The organism is Arthrobacter sp. FW306-05-C (genome assembly GCF_021801725.1).
Taxonomy (GTDB): Bacteria; Actinomycetota; Actinomycetes; order Actinomycetales; family Micrococcaceae; genus Arthrobacter.
Genome location: NZ_CP084556.1, coordinates 1,984,455 through 1,999,348 on the forward strand (window position 1 = coordinate 1,984,455; position 14,894 = coordinate 1,999,348).

The window sequence follows — 14,894 nt, forward strand, 5'->3', positions numbered from 1 at the left end:
AAGAAGGGGGTTTATGCGGGACCAAAGACTCTGAGAGGGGCCGCTCCCCGGACGGAACCTGTTGTGGGGGAAACCGGCGGTTTCGCACGGCAAGGTGCCCGGAACCGCCTTTTGACTATTTTTGCAAGCAATCCCTCGGGAACAGGACATGTCCACTTCATCAGCACATCCGGGCGCTAGCGCCCAGCGACATCGGACGCCCATCGAGCTCACGGCTCTTACCGCAGGCGCTGTTTTCGTCCTTGTTGGGATTCTCGGGTTCATTCCGGGCATCACCACTAACTACTCGCAAATGACTTACGCGGGCCACGACTCGGGAGCCATGCTCCTGGGCATCTTCCAGGTGTCGATTCTTCACAACGTCGTCCATTTGCTTCTGGGCGCGGCGGGCCTGTTGATGGCACGGACCGACGTCCAGTCAAAGTACTACCTCATTGGGGGCGGCATCCTTTACTTGGTGATCTGGCTGTACGGGCTCTTCATCGATCAGGCGTCCGGCGCGAATTTCATTCCGGTGAACACCGCCGACAACTGGCTGCATGCCGCCCTTGGCGTAGCCATGGTGGTTCTGGGCTTCGTTCTGGGCCGCAGTAACCGTGAAACGGCCACGCCGTAGCAGGCCCAGTTTCAGCACTAATTTGTACCATGCCGGCCCAGGGGCCAGAGGCATGGACCGTGAAAACGGCGCATGGTGACAACGCACGACGCCTTCCAAGGGCTAGCTGATGTCGCTGCCTGATCCCGCGCTGCCGTTGGGGAGGTTGCTCTTCGATCTGCGCAGCCAGCCGGAGGGTCTGTCGGACAGGGAGGCTGCCCGCCGGCTGGTGGTCTTTGGCTCCAATGAGCTCAGCAGGCGCGGTAAACGGCTGGTGGCCGGAGCTGCTGCGTCAGTTTTGCTAGTGACAAAGCTTGACTTTTCCGTCCGCCAGTAGGCAGAAAACGGTGAACCTGCTAGAGCTGCGGGCTATCGAGCTTCAACAAGAGTGTCGTGACCGATCAGTCAATCGTTGGGTCGGGCTGCCGGCCGGATGGCGGTCCGTACCGATGGTGGGATGTGTCGGACCGCGGTCGCACTGATCATTGGTCACTCTTGCGTGGGGACCGTCGGGACCGTCGGGGCCGACACAACACCGTGGCCGGTCAGTTGCTCAGAAGCTGTCCAGAGTCGCCGTGCCAACTCCGGGTTTTTCGCTCGCGCCGATCGTCCGATCATCTCTGCGCCGCCGCGCATGTGCATGAGGTGGCGGGGGCCGGTAAATGCCGCATCGGGCAGGTCCCCGGTGATGGCAAGTAATACCGGTAACGCACCTTGGTCGGGCTGCTGCCCCGCAAGGGGGAGGAGACGGTCCCACACACTTCGGCGGCGGCGCCGGGGATCGTCGTAGATCGCGGTCACGACCAGCCCGGGATGGGCGGCCATTGCCTGCACGGGTGAGCCCCCCTGCCGCAGTCGCCGGTCCAGTTCGGCGGTAAACAACAGGTTGGCCAGCTTGGAATCGGCATAGGCGCGCCCCCCTCGGAACTCGCGGTGATGCCAGTTCAGGTCCTCCAGGTTAAGGCGGCTTGCGCGTTCGGCCTGGGAGGCCACGGTGACAACGCGGGTGGTGATCTGCGGCAGAAGCAGTGTGGTCAGGAGAAAGTGCCCCAGGTGGTTGGTGCCGAACTGCAGCTCAAAGCCGTCGCTGGTGCGTTGAAGCGTCGAAGAGGCGACGCCAGCGTTGTTGACCAAAGTGTCGATTGGCTCGGTGGTGCTCTGCGCGAAGCGCCGCACTGAGGCCAGGTTAGCGAGATCCAGAGCCCGAACCACATGCTTCCCACCCAAATCTTCGGCCAAGGCTGCGCCTTTGGCGGTGTCGCGCACCGCCAACACCAGACGTGCACCAGCCGCGGCCAGGGCGACAGCAGTGGCACGTCCGATACCGCTCGTCGCCCCCGTGATGAGCACAGTCCGCCCGGCCATGGAGCGGTCTCCCTCGGTAGGGGCGGAAATGGCAGCTGAAGGGAATCGTGGAAGCATCATAGCGCTAAAGTAGACGCTGTATATATTGTTGTCAATGTCTACATCAAGCTAGAATGAGGAAATGTCCACGCCTTACCACCACGGGTCGCTGCGTCAGGTCCTCATTGAAGAGGGTCGTTTGTTGTTGGCGGAACGCGGCGTGGCGGCTGTGACGCTGAGGGAGTTGGCACGGCGGGCCGGGGTAAGCCACGCTGCGCCACTACGGCATTTCTCTGATCGAGAGGCGCTGCTGGACGCGATAGCAGCCAGGGGGTTTGATGAGCTCACCGCTGCGTTGGTGTCCGCCGATGTCCACACGGATCTGCACGAGCGGCTAAGCATTTACGCCCATACCCACGTCCACTTCGCCGTAACCAACGCAGCGTTGATGGAGCTCATGTTTTCCCGGGATCTGAATCCGGGGAACGGCGGCGCAGCGGCGCAATCGGCGGCCCGGTTCTTCACCCTCGGGGCCCGCTTACTGGGGGAGCCGGACCCTCAGGCGCTGGGGCCATTACCCTACTTGCTGACCGGGATGCTGGAGGGCATCAGTTCTCTGGCTGCCCGGGGCCGGCTTCCGAAGGATCGGGTCGACGAAATCACCTCTGCCGCCGTAGCAGTCCTGCTCCCTGCAATCCAGAACCAGCTTTGTAACGCTCCCACAGCCAGGGCTGATTGACGTACTGGCGTGCTAAAGAGGCGAAGTTCGGCGGTACCGGAGAGGACGGCGAACCAGTCCCGACCTGGGTGGACGCTGGCCTCTCCGACCGAGGGGGCGGAGGCGGTGATGCGCGTTTTGGCGACGGTGAGCTCACTGGCGGTGCGTTCGTGTGCCAGCGTCCAGATCGTCATGCCGCGGTGTACATTCTGATGCGGCCGGATGACAACGTCCTCGTCGCTACAAGCGAATCCTCAGGGGGTTCCTAAGAGGAGCGCAGGGCCGAGGAGCAGGCGTAGGCGGCATTGCTCCAGACGACGAACAGCAGCGGTGCCGGTGCCAGCGCCACACCGAGGACGGGCTGCAGCAGGGCAGCTGAGGCGATGATTCCCAGCAGCGCCAGCAGGGCCGGGCTGAGGTACCAGCGCTGCACGCTCAGGTAAAGGGACGCCTTCAACAGGTCCTTCAGTGTGGCGTTGGGCAAGACTACGACGCCGGCAATCGCCATCACGGCGCCGGTCGCCGTCACAGCGGCGGCCGTCACGATGACGGGGACCAGCAGCGCGGCTGCCGGCGCAGACGGCACGATGGCCAGGTCAACGCCGAGGAACAGCAGCACCGCGACGGTGGCCAGCCCCAGCGGTGCCGTCCGGCGGAACCTGCGACTGTACCCCTTCAGGAAGGAGGCTACGGGCTTGGCCGCACCGCCGTCGTCGTGCAGGGCCTGGAAGGAGGCGAAGAGCCCGGCGAGCGACGGAGCAACGGTGACGGACAGCGCCAGGAAGAAGGGCCAGGCGGCGACCGGGTCTGCCACCAGGGCCAGGCACAGCACCAGCGGGGCGTTGGCCACGGCCATCAGCACGTTCCCGGCCAGGAAGGTGTAGACGAAGCCGAAAATGCCTACGAAGGTTTCGAATCCGGGGCCGGGGATGCCTCCCGCAAGGCGGCGCCGCCCCGCCGGGTGCTGTGCCATGGAGGTCATCCCTTCATGCCGCTCGTGGCGATGCCCTGGATGAAGTACCGCTGGCCGATCAGGAAGATGGCCAGGATGGGCAGTACCGAGATGACGGAGCCCCGCGGCCGTAGTGGGAGAACCCGTTAGGGGGACAGGATTAGGTCAAGCACTGCCGGGAAGCTGGTGACACCGTCTTCTGCCATGAAGTGTCCGGCTTCGGGGTGGACCTGCAATCGTGCCTGGAGGCGCTTGGCGAGCTTATCCGACGCTTCCGGGGGAACGAAAGGGTCCGTTTCTGAGCGGATGACCGTCCGCTTGCGAATGCACTCTGCCAGGCCTTCGACCTCCACCCCTGTTGCGAGGTAGCGATTAAGTTCCGGCAAGGCGTCGAGCGGTTCGATGAAGCCGGCTACCAGGACGAGGCCGCCCAGCTGCCACGGCTGCGGGAGGGCTGCCAGGACCCGCAGTACAGTGATCACCCCTAAAGAGTGGGCTACCATCACCGTTCCCGCATCCGGCACCCCAAGCTCCCTACTTACAGCGTTCTCCCATGCTGTCGTCTCCGGATCGTCCGGGTCAGGGAGCGGAACCGCGGTGACGTCCACGCCGACGGACTGCAGTTCGCGCTGAAGCCAGGGGAACCAGTTCGCGTCCGGCGCCGACTCGTAGCCATGGACGATGACAACACGCTGGATGAGCTCGGCTGGAATCGCTTCTGCATCCATTAGACAGCCCCTACCAGCGAGCCCATAAAGCCCTTGGTCATCCGCTCGGCGGCCAGGTTCCCGCTACTACAAGCCGGTCGCCAGCCGGCATCACCAGGCCGACGCCGGGGAGGGAGGGCTCCGCGCACATGGGACTCATCCAACTTCACCCGTCACCGCCTTCAACCCTAAGCATCTCTGTGTGGGCTTGCCCGTTCCCCAGCGATTGCCCCTCAGTATCCAACGATTTCGTGCGGGACGTACGGATTTTCAAGTTCTGTCTTTTCCTCCGGTGTGAGCGTTAGCTCGAGGGAACTCAGAGCGTCGTGCAGGTGTTGTGGCTTGCTGGCACCGACAATAGGCGCGCTGACCACACTGTTGGAGCGGACCCAGGCCAGGGCCACTTGGGCGCGCGGGACCCCTCGGCGTTCGGCGATGACGCGCACGGCGTCGGCGACGGCCCGGTCGCCGCTCTCGGCACTGTAGAGCGTCTTGCCGAACTCGTCCTTCTCCGAACGGTTGGTTTTCTCGTCCCAGTCCCGGGTCAGTTTGCCGCGTGCCAGCGGACTCCACGGCAGGACCCCGATCTTTTGGTCGGCGCAGAGGGGGAACATTTCGCGTTCCTCCTCCCGGTACACGAGGTTGTAGTGGTCCTGCATCGTCACAAAGCGGGTCCAGCCATTGATCTGCTGCAGATACACGGCCTTGCTGAATTGCCATGCGGCCATCGAGGAAGCCCCGATGTAGCGGACTTTGCCGGCCTTGACGACGTCATGCAGGGCTTCAAGCGTTTCCTCAATGGGCGTGGTGGGATCCCAACGGTGAATCTGGTATAGATCCACATAGTCCGTTCCCAACCGGGTCAGGCTGGCGTCGAGCTCCGCGAAAATGGCCTTGCGTGAGAGCCCGCGGCCGTTCGGGCCGGGTCGCATCACCCCGTGGACCTTTGTGGCAATCACGATTTCCTCCCGGCGGGCGAAGTCGGCCAGCGCCTTGCCCACTATTTCCTCGCTGCTGCCGTTGGAGTAGACGTTCGCGGTGTCGAAGAAATTGATGCCGGCATCCACGGCTTGGCGGATCAGCGGCCGGCTCTCACTTTCAGGCAGCGTCCACGGATGTGGACCCCGCGCGGGATCCCCGTACGTCATACACCCCAGTGCCAGCGGCGAGATGTCCATGCCCGTGTTGCCGAGCTTTATGTAATCCATGTTCTTCCTCCGCCTTCCAGTCCCGGGCGCAGCTGCACCCCCTGCCCCCACGCTATGCGACGAACAACCCCCTTGTGGGCGTTTGTATGGCGACACTATCGATCTCGCGTGTCGCTCGTTGTCGCGGGCAGACGAGATTCCGTTGCGGTTGGAAAAGCTACCTTGCGCATAGCCCCGGCAGACCTCACCGATGCCGGTCTCTGCCTACACCTACGACAAGCTCACTGCGGCAAAACCGCTGGCCCACCCGCGGAGGCACCTCCTGGCCCCGAGGGGATGGGTCGACCCGGAGGGCGACAAAACGTAGACCGGAAAGACCCAGGGGCGTCAATATATGGCGTCGCTGCACAGGCAGGGCCAGGAAGGTCCACGCTTCCGCCTGGACCTTCCTTGCCCTGCTGACATTCTTCCTTGCCTTACCTGATGTTGTGCTTCGTGCCGTCTCCTTCGGTGCTTGCGCTGACGGACGCGGTTCCGTCCAGGGGGCCGGCGGCGGGGTTGGCGCCGGTGGTGGCGGAGAGGCGGGCCTTCCGTGTGGCGGGGCCGAAAACTGCCAGGGCGACTGCGCCGAACAGCCAGGTGCCGGCGATGAAAAAGAAGACGCTCTGGTAGCCGCTGCCGTTGTAGAGGGCGGCGATGATCAGCGGCCCGGCGGCGTTGGAGAGGCGTCCCAGGCCGTAGGAGATTCCGGTGCCCATGGAGCGGCCGTTTGTGTCGAAGAGCTCGGGGGAGTAGGCGTAGGCCAGGGCCGTGTAGCCGCGTTCGAACAGGTTAACCAGGAAGCCGAACAGGACGATGAGGACGGGGTTGAACGTGAGCCCGTAGAGCAGGCCACAGACGGCGATGATGCTGCCGAAGACCACCAGGCACCATTTTCGCTCGAACCGGTCCGTGACCAGGGATGCGAGGTAGGAGCCCAGGGGCGCGCCGATGGTGGTCAGTGCCACGTAAAAGATGGAGTTCTCGACGCTGAAGCCTTCCTTGGCCAGGAGGGTGGGAGCCCAGCTGGAGTAGCCAAAGAAGCCGATGGCCTGGGTGACCCAGAGGATGGTCAGCAGGGCGGTGGGTGCGAGGTATTTCTTCTGCAGCAGGAGCGTCAGGGGTGCCTTGGTGGCCGTGGGGGTTTCAACAGCTGCGGCCGGTTCGGGAAGAGCGCCCTTTTCCGCGCTCACGGTGGCTTCAATCTCGTTCAGGATGGCATCGGCTTTGGCGTAGTCGCCCTTGTTTTCGTACCAGCGCGGGGACTCCTTGAGGCGTCGGGTGAACAGGATGAAGAGGATGCCCAGCGCGCCCCAGATGTAGACGAGGCGCCAGGACCAGTCCGAGAGGGGGACCACGAGGCTGGCGATGAGGTTGGTGGCCGGGGTGCCGCAGATGCCGATGACGATCGCGTACGCCTGGTACTTGCCGCGCTTGGCCGCGGGGAACAGTTCGTTGACGTAGATGACGGCCACCACCGTCATCGCGGAGAGGCCAGCCGATGTCAGGACCCGGAAGACGCCAAGGGACAGGATGTCCCAGGAGAAGGCCGCGATGAGGGAGAACGATGCGTACCAGAGCGTGGTGATCACCAGGGCGTTCTTGCGTCCCCAGCGGTCGGCCATCCAGCTGGCGATGAGCGAGCCGAAGAACATACCGACAAAGGACGCCGAGGTCACGTATGCCACCTGGTTGACGGTGACGCCCCACAGCTTGATCAGCTTGGGAACCGTGGTGGCGAAGCTGTTGATGTCTGCGAACTCGAAGAAGTAGGCGAATGAGACGGCCACCAGGGCGATCTTGTGGAACTTGGAGATGGGCAACCGGTCCAGGCGGTTGGCGGCGTTGGAATGCGTCATTGGAATCCTAGGGGCAAAGGTTGGGGGAAGCTTGGGCGGTGACTAGGCGTTTTCGCCGGGCCAGTACAGGCTCATGGGGTTGTTGACCAGCAGCTTGTGCTGCAGCTCGGAGGTGGTGGCCACATGGGGGATGAAGTCCACCAGCAGCCCGTCATCGGGCATGTGGCCGGTGAGGTTCGGGTGGGGCCAGTCGGATCCCCAGAGCACCCGGTCAGGGAATTCCTCGACGACGGTCCGGCCGAAGGCCACCACGTCACGGTATGCGTGCGTCTCGCCATCCAAGGCCGGTGGCCCGGAAACGCTGAGCCGTTCGGGGCAGCTGACCTTGACCCAGACGTCGTTGTTTTCGACGAAGCGCAGGAAGCGGCCGAACTCCGGGCCGGTGGCGGGCTTGGTGACGTCCGGGCGGCCCATGTGGTCCACCACCAGCGGCGTGGGCAGGGATCCGAAGAACCCTTCCAGGCCCTCGAGGTCCTGGCCTTCGAAGTAGATGACCACGTGCCAGCCCAGCGGGGCGATCCTGCGGGCAATTTCCGCCAGTTCCTCCTGCGGCGCCGCATTCACCAGGCGCTTCAGGAAGTTGAACCGGACGCCCCGCACGCCGGCGGCGTCGAGCCGCTGCAACTCGGCGTCGCTGATGTCCGGCCGTACCGTGGCCACGCCGCGGGCACGACCCCCCGCGGCCTCGACTGCGTCCACCATGGCGCTGTTGTCCGCTCCATGGCAGGTGGCCTGCACGATGACGTTGCGGCTCACTCCCAGGTGGTCGCGCAGTGCGAACAGTTGGTCTTTGCCGGCGTCGCACGGGGTGTATTTCCGTTCAGGCGCGAAGGGGAATTCCGCGCCTGGGCCGAAGACGTGGCAGTGCGCGTCCACTGCTCCTGCGGGAAGTTTGAAGCGGGGCGTGGACGGGATGCTGTACCAGTCGAGCCAGCCCGGTGTCTTGGTGAAGGCGGTTTCCATGGGGTTCCTTTGGGTGGCTTCAGTCGACATACCGGAGTCCGGCAGCTTCGAGGGGGCGGCGCATGTTGTAGATGTCGAGTCCGAGTTCCCCGTTGGCGAAGCGTTGGCGCTTGGCATCTTCGTTGTCCTCCCGCCTGCGGGCGGCTTCGGCCACTTCGGCTGCGCGTGCGGCGGGGACCACCACGACGCCGTCGACGTCGGCAATCACCACGTCCCCCGGGCTGACCAGGGCGTTGGCACAGACGACGGGGATGTTGACGGATCCGAGAGTGGCTTTGACGGTGCCTTTGGAATTGATGGCGCGGCTGAAGACAGGGAAGTCCATGTCCTGGAGCGTGGCGACGTCGCGGCAGCCGCCGTCGATGATCAGGCCCTTCGCGCCGCGGGCCTGCAGGGAGGTGGCGAGCAGGTCGCCGAAGAAGCCGTCTTCGCTTTCGGTGGTGCAGGCTGCGACGACGACGTCGCCGGGCTGGACCTGTTCGGCAACGACGTGCATCATCCAGTTGTCCCCGGGCTGGAGCAGGACGGTGACGGCGGTGCCGCACATCGCGGCGCCGGGGTAGACGGGGCGGATGTAGGGGCGCATGAGGCCCAGGCGGCCCATGGCTTCGTGGATGGTGCTGACGCCAAACGCTGAGAGGGCTTTGACATCCTGTTCGGCTGCGCGGGTGATGGTGGTGTGGACAACTCCGAGTTCCTGCATTTGTGGCTCCTGGGGCTTAGCGGCCCTGCTGTTTGAGCAGGGCGTTGAGGCGGGGGTAGACGGTGCGGGCGTTGAGTTCCTGGATGGCGGCCTGGTCCGCTTTATTCAGTCCCGCTGCGTCGATGTAACGGTGGGTGTCGTCGAAGTTGTGCCCCGTGCATGGATCGATGTCGCGGACGGCGCCGATCATTTCGGACGCGAACAGGATGTTCTTGGTGGGCATGACGTTCAGGAGCAGGTCGATGCCGGGCTGGTGGTACACGCAGGTGTCGAAGAAGACATTGTCCAGCAGGTGTTCTTCCAGGGCGGGCTTGCCCAGTGCCATGGCCAGGCCGCGGAAGCGGCCCCAGTGGTAGGGGGCCGCGCCGCCGCCGTGGGGGATGACGAGCTTCAGGGTCGGGAAGTCCGCGAACAGGTTTCCCTGGATGAGCTGCATGACTGCGGTGGTGTCAGCGTTGAGATAGTGCGCGCCGGTGGTGTGGAAGGCGGGGTTGATGCTGGTGCTCACGTGGACCATGGCAGGGATGTCGTACTCGACCATTTTCTCGTAGATCGGGTACCAGTACCGGTCCGTGAGCGGTGGTGCTGTCCAGTGGCCCCCGGAGGGGTCCGGGTTCAGGTTTAGCGCGACGGCACCGTTTTCCTCCACGCAGCGCGTGAGCTCGGGGAGGCAGGTGGCCGGGTCCACGCCGGGGGACTGGGGAAGCATCGCGGCAGGGACGAAGCGTTCGGGGTAGAGCCGGCTGACCCGGTAGCAGAGCTCGTTGCAGATCGCCGCCCACTCGGCGGAGGTTTCGAAGGAGCCGATGTGGTGGGCCATGAAGGACGCCCGGGGCGAGAAGACGGTGAGGTCGATGCCGCGTTCGTCCATGAGCCGCAGCTGGTTCGCTTCGATGCTTTCGCGCAGGTCGTCGTCGGAAATCTGCAGCTCAGCGGGGGACGGTGCCAAGGCAGGGTCCTGCAGTGCCGCGACCTGCCGGTCGCGCCAGTCGCCAAGGGCCGCGGGGGCCGTGGTGTAGTGGCCGTGGATGTCGATGATCACAGTGGGTGCTCCTGGGAGGAAGTCGCTGAAGGCTCGGTAGTGGTGGGGTTCCAGAGACCGCGGGGGACCATGACATCCCCGGCCATGATCAGCCGCGCGGTGCGGATCAGCGCGGACTTGACCACTCGGGTGGGGTCACGGGGGTCCAGGCCGAGCTGGACGGTGAATTCGCCACTGGGATGTTCCACCGACACCGTAAGGTCCGTCCCGTCCGGCAGGAATGCGACGTCGTGCGCCACAGTCCCCTTCAGGGTCGCGGCGGTTGCGGCGGTCACCGCCGCCAGTACCCCGATGGATTCGTGGCAGACGTGCGGGATGAAGCTGCGCGTGTTGATCGCCCCGCCCGCGGTGGGCGGGGAAACGAGCGTCATCTTCGGGTAGTTCCTGTCCGTCACGTCCCCCAGGCCCATGAGCTTCCCGCAGATCAGGCGCAGGTCCTCGAGGCGTCCCTTGAGTTCGGCGTCCTTGTTAAGGTCGACGGCGGCCTCGCGGCCCGTGCGGCCCAGGTCGCCGGCGTTGATAATCACCAGGGGTTGCCCGTTGTCGATGCAGGTGACATCGACGGGTCCGACGCCGGGGAGGTCCACGGTGTCGCGGAGGTTGCCGGTGGGCAGGAGAGAGTCGCAGACGGAACCGGCGGTGTCCAGGAAGTTGATGGTCACCGGCGCCGCGGTGCCGGGGACGCCGTCGATCCTGGCGTCCCCTTCATAGCCGACATACCGGCCGTCCGGGCCCAAGGGCGTTTGGACGGTGATCTCGGCGACCATATTCGTGTTCAAGGTGAGGACGCGCGCCGTGGTGGTGTCGCCGTCGGGCGTTAAAAGTCCAGACTCGATCGCGAAGGGGAGCGCTGCTGCGAGCATGTTTCCGCAGTTCGGAGTCGTGTCCACGGTGTCGGTGGTGGGCTGGAGCTGCGCGAACAGGAACTCCAGGTCCACGCCGTCGCGTCCACTGACCGAGACGATCCCGGCCTTGCTGGTCAGCGGGTGGGCGCCGCCCAGCCCGTCAATCTGCCGGGGATCCGGGGAACCCATGGCAGCCAACAGAATGGCGTCCCTGGTTGGGATATCGGTGGGCAGGTCACTGGCCCGGAAGAACGGGCCCTTGGACGTCCCGCCCCGCATCAACCAGCACGGCACTGCAAACTGGCCGCCGGCGGGGCGTGGCCCAGCAGGATCCTGGCGGCTGGAGTCCAACGCGGGGGAGTCCGCAGCGGCCGCAGCAGAAATGGCCTTGTCCATGGTTTGTCCTTTGAAGGTCCGGGAGGGCGCACTTGGAACCGCGCCGTCGCCTCAAGTGAACCAAGTTACATTCAGGATTGTCAACAATTTCTTGTACATTTATGTTGACCGTTGATTGCGCTCTCACTGTTACCCCGGGGAGCGACCTGCTGCGGCATGATTGTTCCATGACTGAATTTGGCGCGGTCCGGGTGCACGACGCTGTGCTGCGCCATGTAGAGGAGAGCCTGCGCTCAGGGGCGATCAAGATCGGTGACAGACTGCCTGGCGAACGTGCCCTGGCGGAGCAGTTCGGGATTTCACGCGCGTCCGTGCGGAACGCTATCCGGTCACTTGAAGTGATGGGCGTTGTCCGTTCCTCGACGGGGTCGGGGCCAAACTCAGGCACTGTTGTGGTCTCGAACCCATCGCATGCCCTGGGCGGAGCCCTGCGCATGCACGTTGCGAGCCAGCAGCTTCCCCTTAAGGACATCGTGGAGGCGCGGATCATGACTGAGACGTGGGCGCTTGAGCATGCCGCTGCCGTTTCGTGGACTCCTGAGCAACTCGATGACGCGCGGCTGCTGCTGGAGGCGATGGACGATGAAGGGTTGCCTTCTGAAATCTTCACCCTCCTGGACGCCCAGTTCCATGTCGCCCTCAGTGCATTGGCAGGCAACGTCGTGGTGAGCACGATGATGGAGTCGATGCGCGAGGCGATCCGCGACTATATCAGCGAGGCAGCGGCGCGGCAGGGGGCATGGGAGGAAGTGGTTCATGTCCTTCGGGCACACCACCACGGTATCTTCGATGCTGTTGAGGCACGGGACGGGGCGGTGGCGGCCCGTCTCGTCCGTGAACACATCGACTGGTTCTACGGTCAGGCCCGGTAAGCCCGGACACGCGCCAGCCGCCGGACACTTTCTCTCCGGCGGCTGGAAGCGTTGGGTAGTCGGATTGCCTTAGGACACTTGTGCTGTGAGCCCCGCGGCCTGGATCGCCTTGGATGCTGCGGTCTCGTCGTTGTCGGAGCTGTCGCCGCTGATTCCGACGGCACCGTGGATTTCGCCGTCGCTGCCGCGGACGAGTACTCCGCCGGGCACCGGGATGAGACGCCCGCCGATGGCAGCAGCTGCGGCCGCAATGAAGTAGGCCTGCTGCTCGGCCCGTTCCATGAGGGCCCGTGACCCCATGCCGAGGGCGAGGGCTCCATATGCCTTGCCGTGGGCAATTTCGAAGCGGTTGTTCGAAGCGCCGTCCTGCCGGGCGGCGGCGATAACGTGTCCTCCCGGATCGAGCACGACGACGGTCAGCGGCTTGAAGCCGTGCTGCTGCCCTGTTGCGAGTGCCTCGGCGATGATGGATTGGGCGGTGTCGAGGTTAAGGCTCAAGATGCGCTCCTGGCAAGGTCGGTGGTGTGTTTCTGCGCTTCGCGGCGGCGGTGGAGGATTGGTTCGGTGTACCCGGAGGGCTGGGCAGCGCCCGTGAGCACGAGCTCCCGGGCGGCCAGGAAGGCTTCGGTGTCGAATGACGGCGATAGCGGCAGGTAATCCGGATCAGCGGCATTCTGTTCGTCCACCACCTCGGCCATGCGCCGCAGCGAATCCTCCACTTGCTCCGCGGTGATAACGCCGTGGAGGAGCCAGTTGGAAATGTGCTGGGAGCTGATCCGGCAGGTGGCGCGGTCCTCCATCAACGCCGTGCCGTGAATGTCCGGGACCTTGGAGCAGCCGATGCCGGCGTTGACCCAGCGGACGACATAGCCCAGGGTGCTCTGGATGTTGTTGTCCAGTTCGCTGCGCCGGGCATCTTCGTCCCAGCTTGCCGGATCTCCCACCGGGATGGTGAGCAGTTGCCGCAGGGTGGAGCGGCGCGCTTGGCCAAGCTGTGCCTGCTGGGCATCTACGTCGACCTGGTGGTAGTGGATGGCGTGCAGTGTCGCCGCGGTCGGGGATGGGACCCAGGCACAGTCGGCGCCGGCAAGGGGATGGGCAACCTTTTGCTCCAGCATGTCCGCCAGGTTGTCCGGCGCGGCCCACATGCCTTTGCCGATCTGCGCCCGGCCGGCAAAACCGCATTCGAGTCCGATGTCCACGTTGGCGTCTTCGTAGGCTTTGATCCAGCTGGTGGAGCGCATGTCAGCCTTGCGGACCATCGGTCCGGCGAACATCGACGTGTGGATCTCATCTCCGGTCCGGTCCAGGAATCCGGTGTTGATGAACGCCACCCGGTCCCGGGCCTCCCAGATGCACGCCTTGAGGTTCGCGGAGGTGCGGCGCTCTTCGTCCATAATGCCGATCTTGAGGGTCAGCGGGTCCAGGCCCAGGACGGATTCCACCTTTGTGAGCAGGGCGCAGGCCACGGCTACTTCATGGGGCCCGTGCATCTTGGGCTTGACGATGTAGGCCGACCCGGTCCGGGAGTTGCTTGCCGCGTTGGGTCCGCGCAGGTCGTGCACAGAGCCAAGGCCGGTGAAGAGGGCGTCAAGGATCTCCTCGGGTACCGGGTTGCCGGCTGCGTCCAGGACCGCGTCACTGGTCATCAGATGACCCACCTGACGGATAAGCAGCAAGGAGCGGCCGGGCAGCGTCAGCTCCGATCCGTCCGGTGCCGTGTAAACGCGGTCGGGGTTGAGCCGGCGCGCGAAGGTCTTGCCGCCCTTCTCGACGTCAGCGGTCAACGTTCCCTGCATGAGGCGGAGCCAGTTCCGGTAGCCTTCCACCTTGTCTTCGGCGTCCACTGCCGCCACCGAGTCCTCGAGGTCCATGATCGTGGTGACGGCCGACTCCAGGACAATGTCCTTCACGCCTGCCTGGTCGCCGGCTCCGATGGGATGGTTCCGGTCGATCTGGATTTCAACATGCAGACCGTGGTGCACCAGCAGCACGGCGTCCGGTTCCGCTGAGGTTCCTCCGTAACCCGCGAACTGTGAAGGTTCGGTGAGACGGGTGGTGCCGTTGGCATTTTCGGCAACGAGGGCGCCGTCGACCACGCGGTACGCCGTCACGTCGGCGTGGGAGCCGGACGCTAGAGGAGTGTGTTCGTCGAGGAACTGCCGGCCGATGGCCACGACGGCAGCACCCCGGACGGGGTTATAGGCGCCGCTGCGCTCACGCCCTTCCGCCTCATCGATCACGTCTGTGCCGTAGAGCGCGTCATAGAGGGAACCCCAACGGGCGTTGGCGGCGTTGGTGGCGAAGCGCGCGTTCAACAGCGGTACGACCAGCTGAGGGCCGGAGACTGTGGCGATCTCCGGGTCCACACGCTCCGTGGTGATACTGAAGTCCGTTGGTTCCTCCGCCAGGTAGCCGATCGAACGGAGGAAGGCCTCGTACGCCTCAGGATCGCCGGGACCTGCGTGGGTGCGGTGAAACTCGTCGATCTGCTCCTGCAACCGGTCACGGGTTGCCAGCAATTCCCGCACCTGCGGGGAGAACTCCTCAATCACCGATGCTGCCCCAGCCCAGAACGCCTCCTCCTCGATCCCGGTGCCGGGGAGTGCCTCATCCCGGACGAAGGCATAAAGGCCTCCGGCGACGGTGAGTCCATTTGTCTTCACATGCGACGACATACTGCTTGCTCCTTATAAAGGGGTTCGGTGTTA

15 protein-coding genes are annotated in these 14,894 nt (G+C 64.7%); 4 read left to right on the forward strand and 11 right to left on the reverse strand.

What is annotated here, in order from left to right; translation table 11 throughout:
* Positions 1–148: 148 nt before the first annotated feature.
* Both LFT44_RS09145 and LFT44_RS09150 read left to right on the forward strand, forming a co-directional pair.
* Positions 149–616 carry a DUF4383 domain-containing protein gene (locus tag LFT44_RS09145; RefSeq protein WP_236802409.1) on the forward strand — a complete coding sequence of 156 codons (468 nt, stop codon included), beginning with the start codon at positions 149–151 and terminating at the stop codon, positions 614–616.
* Between the two features lie 109 nt (positions 617–725).
* Positions 726–932, forward strand: coding sequence for a cation-transporting P-type ATPase (locus LFT44_RS09150; RefSeq protein ID WP_236802410.1), 207 nt, complete (start codon positions 726–728; stop codon positions 930–932).
* Between the two features lie 152 nt (positions 933–1,084).
* Here LFT44_RS09150 and LFT44_RS09155 read toward each other — a convergent pair whose 3' ends face one another.
* Positions 1,085–1,960 (reverse strand): SDR family NAD(P)-dependent oxidoreductase, encoded by an 876-nt coding sequence (locus tag LFT44_RS09155; RefSeq protein ID WP_236802412.1) that lies wholly within the window; start codon positions 1,958–1,960, stop codon positions 1,085–1,087.
* 121 nt (positions 1,961–2,081) lie between these two features.
* On the opposite strand from LFT44_RS09155, the gene LFT44_RS09160 reads away from it, so the two are divergent.
* Entirely contained in the window at positions 2,082–2,678 is a 597-nt protein-coding gene (locus LFT44_RS09160) for a TetR/AcrR family transcriptional regulator (RefSeq protein WP_236802414.1), read from the forward strand.
* A gap of 244 nt (positions 2,679–2,922) precedes the next feature.
* Here the strand turns inward: LFT44_RS09160 and LFT44_RS09165 are convergent, their stop codons facing one another.
* The 8 genes from LFT44_RS09165 to LFT44_RS09200 all read right to left on the reverse strand — a co-directional run bounded on the left by LFT44_RS09165 (position 2,923) and on the right by LFT44_RS09200 (position 11,311).
* A complete protein-coding gene (locus LFT44_RS09165) occupies positions 2,923–3,630 on the reverse strand; it encodes a hypothetical protein (protein ID WP_236802415.1) in 708 nt (235 codons plus the stop codon).
* Between the two features lie 125 nt (positions 3,631–3,755).
* Entirely contained in the window at positions 3,756–4,337 is a 582-nt protein-coding gene (locus LFT44_RS09170; protein WP_236802417.1) for an RBBP9/YdeN family alpha/beta hydrolase, read from the reverse strand.
* A gap of 212 nt (positions 4,338–4,549) precedes the next feature.
* Positions 4,550–5,524 carry an aldo/keto reductase gene (locus LFT44_RS09175; RefSeq protein WP_236802418.1) on the reverse strand — a complete coding sequence of 325 codons (975 nt, stop codon included), beginning with the start codon at positions 5,522–5,524 and terminating at the stop codon, positions 4,550–4,552.
* A 416-nt stretch (positions 5,525–5,940) separates the two neighbouring features.
* Positions 5,941–7,362, reverse strand: coding sequence for an MFS transporter (locus tag LFT44_RS09180; RefSeq protein ID WP_236802420.1), 1,422 nt, complete (start codon positions 7,360–7,362; stop codon positions 5,941–5,943).
* A 42-nt stretch (positions 7,363–7,404) separates the two neighbouring features.
* Positions 7,405–8,325, reverse strand: coding sequence for an amidohydrolase family protein (locus LFT44_RS09185; protein WP_236802422.1), 921 nt, complete (start codon positions 8,323–8,325; stop codon positions 7,405–7,407).
* Positions 8,326–8,344: 19 nt separating this feature from the next.
* Positions 8,345–9,028 (reverse strand): 4-carboxy-4-hydroxy-2-oxoadipate aldolase/oxaloacetate decarboxylase, encoded by a 684-nt coding sequence (gene ligK, locus LFT44_RS09190; protein WP_236802424.1) that lies wholly within the window; start codon positions 9,026–9,028, stop codon positions 8,345–8,347.
* 16 nt (positions 9,029–9,044) lie between these two features.
* A complete protein-coding gene (locus LFT44_RS09195) occupies positions 9,045–10,070 on the reverse strand; it encodes an amidohydrolase family protein (RefSeq protein WP_236802425.1) in 1,026 nt (341 codons plus the stop codon).
* A complete protein-coding gene (locus LFT44_RS09200) occupies positions 10,067–11,311 on the reverse strand; it encodes a 4-oxalomesaconate tautomerase (RefSeq protein ID WP_236802427.1) in 1,245 nt (414 codons plus the stop codon). The genes LFT44_RS09195 and LFT44_RS09200 overlap by 4 nt, the downstream gene beginning before the upstream one ends.
* Before the next feature lie 167 nt (positions 11,312–11,478).
* Here LFT44_RS09200 and LFT44_RS09205 point away from each other — a divergent pair, with 167 nt between their 5' ends.
* Complete coding sequence (locus tag LFT44_RS09205; RefSeq protein WP_236802429.1) at positions 11,479–12,183, forward strand: FadR/GntR family transcriptional regulator; 705 nt, start codon at positions 11,479–11,481, stop codon at positions 12,181–12,183.
* Between the two features lie 69 nt (positions 12,184–12,252).
* On the opposite strand, the gene LFT44_RS09210 is transcribed toward LFT44_RS09205, so the two are convergent.
* A complete protein-coding gene (locus LFT44_RS09210) occupies positions 12,253–12,681 on the reverse strand; it encodes a GlcG/HbpS family heme-binding protein (RefSeq protein ID WP_236802430.1) in 429 nt (142 codons plus the stop codon).
* On the reverse strand, positions 12,678–14,861 hold the full coding sequence (locus LFT44_RS09215) for a malate synthase G (RefSeq protein ID WP_236802433.1): 2,184 nt from the start codon (positions 14,859–14,861) through the stop codon (positions 12,678–12,680). The genes LFT44_RS09210 and LFT44_RS09215 overlap by 4 nt, the downstream gene beginning before the upstream one ends.
* Positions 14,862–14,894 lie beyond the last annotated feature (33 nt).